Genomic DNA, 12,544 nt, shown 5'->3' with positions numbered 1-12,544 from the left:
TGATGTCGAAATCAGGGCGTGTTGAGAATTGCCTCGATCTCTTCGCGGGTTTTTCCGAGGCGTTGCTGAAGGCGACCGAGTAACTCCTCCTCCTTGCCTTCCTGGTAGAGAAGGTCGTCATCGGTAAGGTCGGCAAAACGTTGTTTAATTCTGCCTTTGGTTTCGTTCCAGTTGCCTTTCCATTGGAGGGAGTCCGGCGAAGATGTGGCGGTGTCGACGACCTCGCGTCTCGCTTCAATGGCTTCATCCTGCATCTCGCGGACCACTTCACGCGCCTCCTCGCGAACTTCTTCACGAGTGGTCACTTCGTTGTCGCGGCAGCTGACCAAGAAACCGAGAACGAAAAGGGTGGTAAGGGTGTAAAATTTCATGTTGGATGAGGTGCAAGTTAGATCGTTTGAATCGAAGCAAACAGGAGGGGCAACTTAGCTTTTAGTGATCGTTTCCTGTAAGTGGTTTCGGAAGGGGGAGCTGTTCTGGTTGTATGATTGGACTTTCATCCTTGGAGAAGCGACTGGCCGCCATCAATGAAGATTTCGGTGCCGGTGATGTGGCTGGATGCGTCTGAGGCAAGGAACCACACCAGTTCGGCGACCTGACCTGATGTGCCCGGCGCTCCATGGTTGATGGGGACTTCGCCATCGGGAAAGTCGACGGGTAGGCGGTCCGGGATTTCCTTTTGTTCGGTGGAGTCGTCGATCATGCTTTCAATCGCTCCAGGGCAGATGGCGTTGATGCGAATTTTCGAAGCCGCCAGCTCCAGCGCAAGCATCTTCACCAAGGCAACCTGGCCTGCCTTTGAACAGGCATAGGCGGTGGCGCCGGTGTTGCTGAACATGCGGGTTCCGTTGACGGAGGAGGTGACGATGATGGAGCCGCCATCGCCATGGGCCTTCATGTGCGGCACGGCATGTTTGATGGTGACGAAGGTTCCGCGCAGGTTGATGTTCATGGTCTGATCCCAGTCGGCTTCACTGAGTTTTTCCAAAGGTGCCCAGACGCCGTTGATGCCTGCATTGGCAAAGACGATGTCGAGCCGGCCCCAACGTTGAACCGTGGCTTCGATGGCGGCGCAAACCTGGTCGCTGTGGGAGATGTCGGCCAGCAGGGCGATGGCGTTTCCTCCGTTGCGATTGATTTCAGCCACGGTGGCATCAAGCTCATCCTGCGTGCGTCCGACGGCGGCGACATAGGCACCGGCATGAGCGAGGGCTTTGGCCGCCGATTTACCAAGGCCAGAGCCCGCTCCGGTGACCAGTGCAACGCGTTGATGGAGGGAGTCGGAAGGGATTTTCATGAGTTGGATGGGGTTAAACAGTGGCTCTGTTGCATCGCCTGGCGTCCGGGTTCTGGATGTGCGAAGAGGGGCTGCGAGGATCATCACAACCATTGAGGGGCACGCCTCCGATTTCTTTGGGAGCACGCGTTGGTTAACCGGCGTGGGAACTTCCTTATGAAAAAAAAATCGTCTTCCAAACTTGCGGATCAGCTGTGGACCATTGGGCTGACGGCGGCAGGAACCGGGCTTGCTGCGGTGATCGTGAACAATCTCGTTTCTTCCGAGAAGAAGGTGAAACATCACATGCCGCATCGTTATGCAGTGGAGGACGAGCAGTTTGAGAGGTCGATTGGCCAGTTGCTTGGTCCTCCGTTGGTTGGTGGCAATCGGGTGGAGCGATTGACGAATGGAGATGAGATTTTTCCTGCGATGCTGGAGGCCATTGAGTCAGCCGAGGTCAGCATAACTTTTGAGAGTTTTGTGTTTTGGCGGGGCGAGATGACGCGTCGTTTCGCCCAGGCGCTGGCGGCCAAGGCAAGAGAAGGCGTTGCCGTTCATGTGTTGCTGGACGGGGTGGGCTGTGATTGTGTGAAGGGAGCGGATGTGCGTGCGATGGAGGCGGTAGGGGTGGAGGTGCGCATTTATCACATGTCGAACTTTGCATTGTTCAACTACCGGACCCATCGCAAGCTGCTGGTGGTTGATGGAGTCGTGGGCTTCACGGGCGGAGTGGGCGTGGGTGATTTTTGGATGGGGAATGCAGATGCTGAGGATCATTGGCGGGATTCGCACTATCGCGTAGAAGGTCCCGTGGTGGCGCAGTTGCAGGCAGCGTTTAATGACAACTGGATGACCACCCAGGGAGAGGTGCTTGATGGTGAAAAATATTTTCCCCGGTTGCAGGAACAGGGGGAGCAGCCATGCCAGCTTTTCAAGAGTTCACCACAGGGAGGTAGTGAAAGTGCGCGGCTGATGTTTTTGCTGTCGATTGCGGCGGCGCAAAGGCGGATCCGCATTGGCAATGCGTATTTCGTGCCGGACGATTTGACCACGCAGACCTTGCTTGATGCTTGTGACCGTGGCGTGGAGGTTGATGTGCTGTTGCCGGGTCCCTTCCAGGATTCCCGGCTGGTTCGCCGGGCTTCGCGAGCGAGATGGGGCAAGTTGCTGAAGCGGGGTGTGAGAATCTTTGAGTATCAACCGACCATGTATCATGTGAAGTGCATGATCATCGACGATTGTTTGACGTCAGTGGGTTCAGCGAATTTCGACAACCGTTCCTTCCGACTCAACGACGAGGCGAATTTGAATATTTTGGATCGCGACTTCGCGTTGCAGGAGGGGGAGATTTTTGATGAGGATCTCGGGCGTGCGAGGGAAGTGACGTATGAGGACTGGCGCAGAAGGCCGCTGTTGGAAAAACTGAGCGATCATGGCGCGGCGCTGTTTCGTTCCCAGTTGTGAAAGGTGCTTTCCAGAACCGGCCTGCGGGTTTGTGGTCACGACAACAATAGCGGTCATAGGGTCTCTCGTCGCGGCGCAGCAGGCTGCGCCCACCTACAGCGGCGGCAGGCCGCAGCAGTCCAGGACGACTGCGTCGTAGGCCAAGACAGGCTCGCGATGATTCTTCTGTTTCAGCGCGATTAAATCGTTGAGGTCGGACTCAGCGCTGCCAGAACCACTTGAATTTTTTCTTGGAGTCCTCGGCTTGGATTGGAGGTTCGACGGTCCGGGGTGGAGTTTTGGTGGCAATGACAGGGCGGGGGATCGCCTTGGGGCCTTCGATGACCACCGTCATGCCTTTGGTGAGCATTTTGGAAAGTCGCACGACATCCCAGTTGGCGGTGCGCATGCAACCAGCGCTGGCGGCGCGGCCGATGGTTTGCGGTTGGTTGGTGCCGTGGATGCCGATTCCTGGTTTGTTGAGGCCGATCCACATGACGCCCACCGGGTTGTTCGGTCCCATGGGGAGTTGGTAATAATTCTCGCTGCGAACGCCATATTTCAAGACGCTGTCGTCCCAGCGGAAGGTGGGCATCTGCACGATGTTGACGATTTTCCAAGTGCCGGGAGGGGTGGCGACATAACCGCTGCCGGGGGTGATGGGCAGGCTGGCAAGGAGGGTCCCGCCTTCGAAGAGTTCCAGGATGCGTTCGCGGGTGTCGATTTTGAGGGTGCGGGTGAGGAACTCGGGGGTTTCGGGATAAATCGCGACGGAGAGTTCTTCGATGAGGAAGGGCTGAACGTTGGGGACTTTGACCGTGTCGCCCGGTTTGAGGGTGCTCATTTTGAGCGGTTGGTTGATGAAGGCGAGCAGGTCGGGGGAGCTGTGGAAGCGTTCTTCGAGGAATTCGAGAAGGGAGGCGTAGGGAAGGTATTTCTTTTTGCTCTGGGCGGCAGGCTTGCTGGGGTAGTCGCCGACAAATTTGAGGTCTTCCTCGCGGATGGTGTAGGTGGTGTAGATCTCACCCACCGAGCTGAGATCGAGGGTGTGGGCGGTGTGTTCAGTTTCGGGAATGGCCTTCGAGCGTTGGTAGCGTTGCAGCGCCTTGGTGGTGAATTCTCCCGGGCGTCCGTCCAGTTTGCCGGGTCCGAAAAGCTGGGTATCGAGGAAGATTTGCAGGCGCAAAATGTCTTCGACGGGCTCAGGCGCGGGGGGAAGCACTTCCACCGGGAGAGCGGTTGGAACGTTTTCCGCAATTGGGATGGCTGATGGCACCTCGACCGGAATCGGATTTGCCAGGAGGGGAAACGCGGTGAGGGAAATGAAGGTGAGGAGGAGGTTTTTCATTGAAGGGAGGACGCTAAAACAACTAAGTGTATGGGCATAGTATGCAGCGGATTGCGAGCTTCGCAATGGCTGCTGCTAAGTCGTTGGAACCTGAGTGAAGAGATTCCCTTCCTTGATGTCTAGGTGGAAGCGATTGTGACTTGCTTCACTTGATCGATGAACGCGGCATCCGAGGCGATCAGATTTTCTGACGCAGGGAACCGGCCTTCGTTGACATCAGCAATGTATTCTTTGAATGCGGCGATACGCTCTTGCTGAAGGCGGCGGTGTTCGGCGGCGAAATTGCGGTAGGTTTTGGCGTGACGGGGTGGGCGTTCTTCATAATCCCCGAGGATGTCGTCGGAAAAGAGGAATTGGGTGTCACATCCAGAGCCGGAACCAAGGGACATGAGCAGCATTTTTGTCTGGGAACTGAGGAAGGTGGCGAGGTTGTGCGGGACGACTTCGAGTTCGGCGGCGTAGGCTCCGGCGCTTTCGAGGGTCTTCATGTTGTCGTAGAGCTGTTTGGCTTCTTCCACGGTGCGGCCAATGGCGCGGTAGCCGGTCCAGGTGACGTGGCGGGGGACGAGTCCGAGGTGGCCGACGACAGGGATGCGTTCGCGGGCCATGGCTTCAATGATGAAGGGACTGGCGGAGCAGTAGACGGAGCTGGCTCCGGCTTCGAGGGCGCGGAAGGCGACACGGATGGCTTCTTCGGGCGAAGCGAGGCCATGGGGAGTGGCGGCAGAGAGGAAACTGTGAGGGGCGGCGGCGACCAATTGTGGGAGGCGGGCTTGGGCTTCGGGAGAGTCGAAGCTGCAACTCATCAGGTCGACCCCGGCTTCTTCGGCGGCAGCGGCTTCCTCGGGGGATTTGACGTGGATGTGGGTGAGGACGCGTTTGCCTTTGAGCTGCTGGAGATCGTAGACGGTGTATTTTTTACGTGGGCGAAGGGCCATCGGGAAAGGCTAAAGGATAAGGGCTAAAGGATAAGGGCTAAAGGATAAGGATGAAGGTGCGCAAATGGGGGTTTTGAGGAAACGCGGTCCAATTTGCCCATTACGTCATGCCCCTGCCCACCTCGTTCGAGGAGAGGAATGATGGTTTGCGGATCTAGCAGCAAACCCAGGTTTCGCGCCCAATCAAGAAGACTTTTTTCCTGGCTGGCAAGAGGGGGCGTCCCAAGTGAAGTTCGATCTGGCGACGAAACTCCTCCGAGGTGATGGAACGCCGCGAGGGTAAGATCTTGTCCATCTGCTCCTGCGTGAGCAGCGGTTTGACCGAGGGGAAATTTGAAGAGGTGGCCGGCATCGGAGGACATGGGAGTTTAGCCGAAAGATGGAATTTGGCAAGACGTCAGAAGAGGCTGAGCGGATTGCGGCGTTCGGTGAGGGGGAAGGGGATGCGGGCGCTGTTTTGGCGTTGGGATTCAAACACGGCGCTGATCATTTCCACGGTGGTGTGGCCTTCTTTTCCGCTGCAAAGCGGGTCGCGGTTTTCCTTGATGGCGGCGATGAGATCGAGGGCGGGGGCATGATGGCCGCCCACTTGTTGACGAATATTGGCGATGGTTTCGGGTTTGCCGATGCCTGCGGTGGTGATGGGGGTCCAGGTGCGGGGTTGTTTGGTAGGATCGAAGGGATGGCCAAGTTGCAAATGGGCGAGAGGTTCTTCGTCGATGCGCAGGTCGATGATGCCCTTGGTGCCGATGATCTGGACGCCGAAGCCGGATTCTTTGCTACCAGCTTCCATGATGGAGTCAAAGAAGATGGGGATGCCGGAATGGGTTTCGAAGCGGGCATGGATTTGGCTTCCGGCGAGAGGTCCGATGCCTTCAGCGCCTTCCATGACGTCGGCTTTGGTGATGGGGCGTCCATCTTGGTAAACGGTGGCGGTGCAGGCGGTGGGAGCTCCGGTGAAGTAGACGGCGAGGTTGAGAACGTGGGAGCCGAGCACCCAGAGGTCGAGTCCGCCGCCGCGCTTGTCTTCCTTGCCGCGGGTGCGGATTTCAAGGATGCGGCCGAGTTCGTCTTTGGCGAGGAGATCTTTGATGACGGGCAGGACCGGGTGGTAGCGGTTGCGGTGGGCGAGGGCGAGTTTGGTATTGGATGATTTGCAGGCGGCGAGGATGGCGTCGGATTCGAGCAGGGTCCGGCAGAAGGGTTTTTCGAGGTAGATGCCTTTGGCCCCGGCGGCGGTGGCAGCGAGGATCATGTCGTGATGCTGATCGATGTGGCGCGGCCCGATGGCGACAAGGTCGGGTTTGATGGCGGTGAGCATTTCCTGGTAGCTGGCAAATCCGCGTTCGACTTTGAGTCGGGTAAGAGCTTTGGCGAGACCAGCGGGATCAGGATCAGAGACGGCGACGATTTGAGTTTGCTGGGGAAGTTCGAGCCAGAGGGTGTCGAGTCCGTGACCGTAGGCTCCGCGTTTGGTGTCGCCAATGACGGCGACGGTCATGGGGGTGGATGAGGCGGCGTGGAGTGGGAAGGTGGCAGCGCTTGCAATGGTGGTGGTGAGGAAGTGGCGGCGGTTCATGGGAAATGGATGGTTGATGGATGATGAAGCGAAGTGAAATGAAACTTCGCGGTCCTTGGTTTTGTGCCTGCTATTTCTGGTAGATCGGCAGGTAGTGGTGGTGAATAGAAAGGCTGAGGACGGCGAGGGCGGTGGCGTAAACGGGTCCGGCGCTTTTTTCATTGCCGTTTTTGGGGTGCCAGGAACCGTCGGGTTGCTGGAGAGGAAGGAGCAGACTTTCAGTAATCTCACGTGCCGTCGAGGCTTGTTCGCCGCCGCACTGGTGCATGCTTTGGGAATAATAATAGGTGCCGTAATAAAACCAGGGTTCTTTGGTTTCGGGAGGGTTCTTCATGAGGAAGTTGGCTCCGCCGATGACCTCGGGGGCATCGTATTCGGCACAGACCTGAAGGGAGAGGAGTCCGGCGGCGGTGGTGGAGAAGGTGCGCCGTCCGCCGTTGGGTTCGTAGGTGAATCCGGATTCCATGTCGAGGGGCAAACCTTGGGCATCGCGATCGCTGCGATAGCTGCGTTTGATGTAGGCGACGGCTTTGTCGATGGATTCTTTGGGGACTTTGAGTCCGGCGTTGTTGGCGGCACGAAGGGCCATGACCTGCCAGACGCTGACGGAGATGTCGGAGTCGCTGCTGCCAGGTTCGTAGCGCCAACCGCCTTTGTTGGAATCGCTTTTGATGACGTCTTGGGCACGCATGATGAGGTCAATGGCGTTCTGGAGTCGGTTGCGGAGGAGGGGATCGAGTTCCTTGTCCTGATTTTGGCCGATCATCTCGGCGAACATGAGGGTCATGATGCCGTGTCCATACATTCGGGAGCGGTCGCTTTGACCGAGATAGCCGTTTTCGGTGGGCTTGATGGCGTCAGTCATGAAACGCAGGGCACGTTCGACGGCGCGGCCTTCGGGGGTGGGATCGGAGGGCATGTGTCCGATGCTGCTGAGCGCCATGATGACGAGGGAGGTCATCGCTCCGCTGTGTTGGGGGACGGGGTCGTCTTTGTTTTCGTCGAGGAAGCAGCCTTGCTGGCGTTGTTGGGTAAGGAGGTAAGTGAGGCCTTTGTCGATGGCGTTTTTGACCTCGGGTCTGACGGTCTGGACCTGAGCGTCGGCGTGGTCGGGAAACGTTATCGAAACGCTCAGCAGGAGTAGAAAAAGCAGGAAGGACGGTTTGGAGAGGAAAAACATGATGGCGCTGTCAGGTAAACGGAGGGACTTGGGGTTTTTAGTAGCCGGGATTTAAAGATGTGAAAGTTTTCGATAAAGGGGAGTGCGGTTCGGAGACAAAAAAAGCCCCGGTCCGCAGTGGGCTGCGAACCGGGGGTGTGTTTTGTTTTGTCTTGGAGTGAGGGCAGCGTGCGAGGCGGCCCACAGTTTTTGCTTGCTCGGTGATTACACCACGACGGTGACACCGGGAACGGCGATCTCGTAGCTGCCGTCTTCCTTCGGCTTGCTCGGTGGCTCGGTTTCCCAGGTGACCTTGGCGGGCATGAGCTGGATTTTGGAATTGATCGCCGCATCCCATTTGACTTCCTTACCGCCGTAGGTGGCCATGCGTCCGAGGACGGAGGCCATGGTGCTGTCGGCGGTGTAGTAGGCGTCGTTTTTGGGTTTGTTGTTGAGGATGGCGTCCTGCAACACGTTGTGCTCGACCTGATAAGGATCAGGATCTTTGCGGTCGGGGGCTTCGGAGCGGTAGCGCCAGATGGTTTTGCCTTTGTGGTCGACGGCGTGGCTGCCGACATAAAGGATGCCTTTGGTGCCGACGAGTTCTTCGCGAACTTCGTTTTTGCAACCGGCCTGGTGACGGCATTGGCTGTTGATGCGGACGCCGTTGGGGTAGGTGAATTCGACGTAGTGGTGGTCGAAGATTTCGCCGAATTTTTTGTCCGTGCGAACCTGACGTCCACCCATGCCTTGAGCGCTGATGGGGTTGGCACCGATGAACCAGTTGGCGACGTCGATGTTGTGGATGTGCTGTTCGGCGATGTGGTCGCCGCAGAGCCAGTTGAAGTAATACCAGTTCAGCAATTGGTATTGAAGTTCGGTCTGGCCGGGAAGGCGATCCTTCACCCAAACGCCGGTGCTGTTCCAGTAGACCTGGCCGCCGACGATGTCGCCGATGAGATCGTTTTCCTTGACCTGCTTGAGGGATTCAAGGTAGGAGTTTTGATAGTGGCGCTGAAGGCCGCAGACGACCTTGAGGCCTTTTTGATCGGCGATCTTGGCGACCTCAATGACTTTGCGCACGCCGGGGGCGTCGACGGCCACGGGTTTCTCCATGAACACATGCTTGCCGGCATTGATGGCGGCTTCGAAATGGTAGGGGCGGAATCCGGGAGGGGTGGCGAGGATCACGATGTCGCAATCGGCGAGCACTTTTTCATAAGCGTCGAGGCCGACGAATTTGCGTTCATCGGGAACCTTGACGGAGTCAGGAAATTTGTTGCTGAGATTGCTGTAGGCACCGTCGAGACGGTCCTTGTGGGCATCGCCCATGGCCCAGAGGACCATGTTTTTGTTGCCGGTGCTGAGAGCCTGGGAGGCGGCACCTGAGCCACGACCACCGGAGCCGATGAGGCCGATTTTGACCTGGCTTTCGCTGGCGGCATGGGCATGCGTCGCGGCGCTAAAGGCGAGGCCGGTTCCTGCGGCAATGCCACCGCGAAGGAAATCGCGGCGCGATGGGGTTTGGGGCACGTAAAGGCCGTGGTGGTTGGGTTCGTGGGTGGTCATGGTTTGCGTTTGGATAATCTTGCGGGCGTGGATTTGATGACTTAGGCCTCGTCGAGCGTCGAGCGGATGAGTTGGTAACCTTCGGTGTAAACTTCTTCCGGGGAGGAAAAGAAATCGCGCCAGACACGGGTGGCGGCTGCGAGGTCGGGAAGAGAACCACCGAAGGCTTCGATGGTCAGCCAGCCATTGTAGCCGATGCTTTTGGCTTTCCGGATGGCTTCGCGGCAGGGGGCGTGTCCACGACCTGGGGTGCCGCGATCATTTTCGGAAATGTGCATGTGGAAAAGTTTGCCGGTGTCGTTGAGCGTGTCGATGCAACCGATGGGATCTTTTTCTTCGATGTTGGCGTGGAAGGTGTCATACATGGAACCGAAGTTCGGATGATTGACGCGTTTCACATAGCTGGCGGCCTGCTCCATGGTATTGAGAAGATGGGATTCGAAACGGTTGAGGGCTTCGATGGCGCATTTAACGCCGGCATCTTGAGCGATGGGAGCGATGGTGCGGTGAACTTCGGCGGCATAGTCGAGTTCCGCTTCGGTGGGGAAAAGGCCGCTGAACTGGCCAAGCACCTGATAATAAGGGCCACAGAGAACCTGCACGTCGGCATTGTTGGCACATTCGATGACCGCTTTGAGGTGATCGACGGCTCCAGCACGGTTGGCAGCGTCGGAACTGATGGCGTTGTGGGCATCGTCAGGGCAGACGGTGACGGCTGTGGCTTGGAGGCCGTTGTCTTTGAGCGCCTGTCCGATCTTTTTGAAGTGGGCGGGATCGCTGGTGTCGAAGATGGGAATCTCGACGCCGTCGTAACCGATGGCCTTCAGTTTTGGGAACAAGGAAAAGTTATCTTCGGTCACGTGACCTGTCCAGAGGAGCAAATTAAATCCAATTTTCATGGGGCTGTCAAACTAGGGAGTCCGCGAGAAGGATGCAACATTGCTGTGAAGAAATCGCGGCATGACACGTCATAAAAGGCGGGAAACATAGAACGTTCGTTCAAACGGCAAGTTTTCGACGTTTATGCGTGGAGACAAAAACCTTTGCATTATTTGACATTTCTTAATAGTTTACCTAATTGTTGCAACTTTTGACCATGATGAAATGCTCTTCTTCAACCACTGGTTCAGTGAAATCGCTTTCGCTGTTGTTTGCCGCTGCGGCTCTGGCTTTTGTCGGCACGTCTTGTAAAACGACGAGCGCTGCAGCGGGCGGGGAATATCCGGAGTATGCTTCCGATGGTGGTTACAATCCTTATCCTGGTTCCTCGGGTGCTGCCGCTGGCGGTGCTGACCAGTATCAACAATATCAGCAGACCCAGCAGCAACCGGCGTATCAGCAGCAGCAGTATCAGCAATACACGCCTCCTCAGCAGAGCTACACGCCCCCAAGCTATGAGCCGGAACCTTCGTATTCTGCTCCGGCACCCAAAAAGAAAAAGCAAAGCAGCGGTGGTGGCGGATACACAGTCAAGAAGGGGGATACCTTGTATCGAATCGCCCTGAACAATGGGGTGACCGTGAGCAAGTTGAAGAGCGCAAATGGATTGACCTCCGACATCATTCGACCTGGACAGAGTTTGGTGATTCCTTGAGTTGAGGGAGACAGTAATGAAGATCCAAGTAGGCAAAGCGCCACTTGGGTTTTTTTCGTCTCAGCGTTGAAGCGTTAGCGCGATCGATTCCGCGATGGCCGCTCCGATCTTCTGATAGGTTGAGATGGTTCCGGCCGCGTGATTCCAGGGAATGTCGATTTGCCAGGAAGTTGATTTATCAATGGGGGATTGTTGGACGGGGATGACTGAGGAGAGGGAATGGGTGAGGAGATTGTGAAGGTAGGGATGAGGATTTTGTTCGGGAGATTGAATGTGGATGTTTGTGGCTGTCGGACTCGCCTGGCTGAGCTCGATGAGCAGATGGTGACGGTCTTCTTGGAGGATAGATGCTTTAATGGCGCTGATCGCATGCATGGAAACCTCGGGGCGCGCTGGATGCATCGTTGGAATGACCAAAACTTCGGCGTTTTGGCGCAACCACACCGCGTCGGGCGAAGCGCTTGCAAGCCATTGGCTCAATCCGATGGCCGACCAGGATGCCACTGGTTTTCGATCTCCTCGGATGATGACGCCAATGCGACGTGCTTCCACGCGGTCGCCTTCGCAGAAGCGCAGCAGGGGAACTTCAAACTTTGGAGGCCCGACTCGGTTGATTTCGATGCCTCGATTGTTTTTGGCGAGTTGCTCCATGATGCCTTCGACCATCGAGAGGGTGAGTGGGGGCTGACTGGCGAATAGCAGCGAGGCTTGTCTTGGCTGAATCGCATAGGTCATGTCGCCATTGATGATATGACCTGGCGAGGTGAGTTCCCAACTTTGACCAGCGTCGAAGGAGACACTGGCTCGAGTTGGGGTGTTTTCAGTCACCGGCGTGGTGAGGGTCAGCGGTTGATGGGGTGTGAGGCCGGTGATGCGGAAATACCAGTGTTCGTTGCCATCGTTGGCGATGGGGGTGAATCGGAGGGGTTTGCCACCGGCTTGCGATCTCGCGACTCCGACTGCGGCTCCTTCAAAGTCGGTGTCGACGATTTGGGCGCTGACGGTGGTGGTCAGAAGCAACAGGCTGGCAACGAACTTCCACCGCATGATGCGGTATCTCTAGTCCCGGCTCGGGGCCCGTGCAATCAATCAACGGAGTTGCTGACACCGGGAAAGGTGACGCTGGCAACGGCCATGGCGGCGACGCCTTCTTCGCGACCGACAAAACCCATGCGTTCATTGGTGGTGGCTTTGATGCCGACGCGATCGGTGGTGATGCCAAGCGCGTTGCCAATGCAAAGTTTCATGGCGGCCGTGTGCGGCATGATCTTGGGGGCTTCGGCGATCACGGTGCTGTCGATATTTTCAATGGTGACGCCCTTTTCGGCGGCGATGGCGGCAGCCTTCTCAAGAATTTTTAAGCTGCTGATGCCTTCGATGCTGGCATCGGAAGGGGGAAACCAGAAACCGATGTCAGGTTCACCGAGAGCCCCGAGCAAGGCATCGGCAATGGCGTGACACAGGACGTCAGCATCCGAGTGACCTTGAAGGCCCTGATGATGAGGGATGTGAACGCCGCCGAGAATGAAGGGGCGACCTTCGGCATAACAATGGACGTCGTAGCCGATGCCTACACGCGGACAGGCGGGCCGGGTTGATGATGGAGTTGACGAAAGAAGGGCCTTCAACATTTGG

General features: G+C 57.0%; 13 protein-coding genes. 2 read left to right on the top strand and 11 right to left on the bottom strand.

The genetic code is table 11. From position 1 onward, the window contains the following. Positions 1-11 precede the first annotated feature (11 nt). Entirely contained in the window at positions 12-371 is a 360-nt protein-coding gene (locus FEM03_RS15085) for a CsbD family protein (RefSeq protein WP_240772795.1), read from the bottom strand. Between the two features lie 125 nt (positions 372-496). Continuing rightward, positions 497-1,297: an SDR family oxidoreductase gene (locus FEM03_RS15080; protein WP_138087111.1), complete on the bottom strand. Its 801-nt coding sequence runs from the start codon at positions 1,295-1,297 to the stop codon at positions 497-499. Positions 1,298-1,453: 156 nt separating this feature from the next. Between FEM03_RS15080 and FEM03_RS15075 the strand changes: the two genes are divergently transcribed. Then, the gene (locus FEM03_RS15075; protein WP_138087110.1) at positions 1,454-2,743 is read left to right on the top strand and encodes a phospholipase D-like domain-containing protein; all 1,290 of its coding nucleotides are present in this window, start codon (positions 1,454-1,456) and stop codon (positions 2,741-2,743) included. Between the two features lie 199 nt (positions 2,744-2,942). Here FEM03_RS15075 and FEM03_RS15070 read toward each other — a convergent pair whose 3' ends face one another. From FEM03_RS15070 to FEM03_RS15040, 7 genes are all read right to left on the bottom strand, one after another. Beyond that, complete coding sequence (locus tag FEM03_RS15070) at positions 2,943-4,070, bottom strand: L,D-transpeptidase family protein (RefSeq protein WP_138087109.1); 1,128 nt, start codon at positions 4,068-4,070, stop codon at positions 2,943-2,945. Between the two features lie 119 nt (positions 4,071-4,189). Next, complete coding sequence (locus FEM03_RS15065) at positions 4,190-5,008, bottom strand: 3-methyl-2-oxobutanoate hydroxymethyltransferase (protein ID WP_138087108.1); 819 nt, start codon at positions 5,006-5,008, stop codon at positions 4,190-4,192. Positions 5,009-5,162: 154 nt separating this feature from the next. Continuing rightward, on the bottom strand, positions 5,163-5,360 hold the full coding sequence (locus FEM03_RS15060) for a hypothetical protein (protein ID WP_138087107.1): 198 nt from the start codon (positions 5,358-5,360) through the stop codon (positions 5,163-5,165). A 45-nt stretch (positions 5,361-5,405) separates the two neighbouring features. After that, entirely contained in the window at positions 5,406-6,587 is a 1,182-nt protein-coding gene (locus FEM03_RS15055) for a Gfo/Idh/MocA family protein (RefSeq protein ID WP_138087106.1), read from the bottom strand. A 70-nt stretch (positions 6,588-6,657) separates the two neighbouring features. Further along, positions 6,658-7,767, bottom strand: coding sequence for a prenyltransferase/squalene oxidase repeat-containing protein (locus FEM03_RS15050; protein ID WP_138087105.1), 1,110 nt, complete (start codon positions 7,765-7,767; stop codon positions 6,658-6,660). A gap of 204 nt (positions 7,768-7,971) precedes the next feature. Further along, positions 7,972-9,315: a Gfo/Idh/MocA family protein gene (locus tag FEM03_RS15045; protein ID WP_138087104.1), complete on the bottom strand. Its 1,344-nt coding sequence runs from the start codon at positions 9,313-9,315 to the stop codon at positions 7,972-7,974. Positions 9,316-9,356: 41 nt separating this feature from the next. Then, positions 9,357-10,214: a sugar phosphate isomerase/epimerase family protein gene (locus tag FEM03_RS15040; RefSeq protein ID WP_138087103.1), complete on the bottom strand. Its 858-nt coding sequence runs from the start codon at positions 10,212-10,214 to the stop codon at positions 9,357-9,359. Positions 10,215-10,444: 230 nt separating this feature from the next. Here FEM03_RS15040 and FEM03_RS25625 point away from each other — a divergent pair, with 230 nt between their 5' ends. Beyond that, positions 10,445-10,909, top strand: coding sequence for a LysM peptidoglycan-binding domain-containing protein (locus tag FEM03_RS25625; RefSeq protein WP_276609657.1), 465 nt, complete (start codon positions 10,445-10,447; stop codon positions 10,907-10,909). A gap of 60 nt (positions 10,910-10,969) precedes the next feature. Here FEM03_RS25625 and FEM03_RS15030 read toward each other — a convergent pair whose 3' ends face one another. Both FEM03_RS15030 and ispF read right to left on the bottom strand, forming a co-directional pair. Next, complete coding sequence (locus FEM03_RS15030) at positions 10,970-11,956, bottom strand: hypothetical protein (RefSeq protein ID WP_138087101.1); 987 nt, start codon at positions 11,954-11,956, stop codon at positions 10,970-10,972. Positions 11,957-11,994: 38 nt separating this feature from the next. Continuing rightward, positions 11,995-12,540, bottom strand: coding sequence for a 2-C-methyl-D-erythritol 2,4-cyclodiphosphate synthase (gene ispF / locus FEM03_RS15025; protein WP_138087100.1), 546 nt, complete (start codon positions 12,538-12,540; stop codon positions 11,995-11,997). Positions 12,541-12,544: the final 4 nt, after the last annotated feature.

This window comes from Phragmitibacter flavus (assembly GCF_005780165.1).
GTDB classification, from domain to species: domain Bacteria; phylum Verrucomicrobiota; class Verrucomicrobiia; order Verrucomicrobiales; family Verrucomicrobiaceae; genus Phragmitibacter; species Phragmitibacter flavus.
The sequence above is the reverse complement of the archived record's forward strand: the minus strand, read 5'-3'. Positions and strand labels throughout refer to the sequence as shown.

Bases quoted from the DNA above. Each gene is read 5' to 3' on its own strand.
- FEM03_RS15070 (WP_138087109.1), bottom strand. From the start codon at position 4,070: ATGAAAAACCTCCTCCTCACCTTCATTTCCCTCACCGCGTTTCCCCTC.
- FEM03_RS15050 (WP_138087105.1), bottom strand. From the start codon at position 7,767: ATGTTTTTCCTCTCCAAACCGTCCTTCCTGCTTTTTCTACTCCTGCTG.
- FEM03_RS15040 (WP_138087103.1), bottom strand. From the start codon at position 10,214: ATGAAAATTGGATTTAATTTGCTCCTCTGGACAGGTCACGTGACCGAA.
- ispF (WP_138087100.1), bottom strand. From the start codon at position 12,540: ATGTTGAAGGCCCTTCTTTCGTCAACTCCATCATCAACCCGGCCCGCC.
- FEM03_RS15045 (WP_138087104.1), bottom strand. From the start codon at position 9,315: ATGACCACCCACGAACCCAACCACCACGGCCTTTACGTGCCCCAAACC.
- FEM03_RS15060 (WP_138087107.1), bottom strand. From the start codon at position 5,360: ATGCCGGCCACCTCTTCAAATTTCCCCTCGGTCAAACCGCTGCTCACG.
- FEM03_RS15055 (WP_138087106.1), bottom strand. From the start codon at position 6,587: ATGAACCGCCGCCACTTCCTCACCACCACCATTGCAAGCGCTGCCACC.
- FEM03_RS15085 (WP_240772795.1), bottom strand. From the start codon at position 371: ATGAAATTTTACACCCTTACCACCCTTTTCGTTCTCGGTTTCTTGGTC.
- FEM03_RS15080 (WP_138087111.1), bottom strand. From the start codon at position 1,297: ATGAAAATCCCTTCCGACTCCCTCCATCAACGCGTTGCACTGGTCACC.
- FEM03_RS15030 (WP_138087101.1), bottom strand. From the start codon at position 11,956: ATGCGGTGGAAGTTCGTTGCCAGCCTGTTGCTTCTGACCACCACCGTC.
- FEM03_RS15065 (WP_138087108.1), bottom strand. From the start codon at position 5,008: ATGGCCCTTCGCCCACGTAAAAAATACACCGTCTACGATCTCCAGCAG.
- FEM03_RS15075 (WP_138087110.1), top strand. From the start codon at position 1,454: ATGAAAAAAAAATCGTCTTCCAAACTTGCGGATCAGCTGTGGACCATT.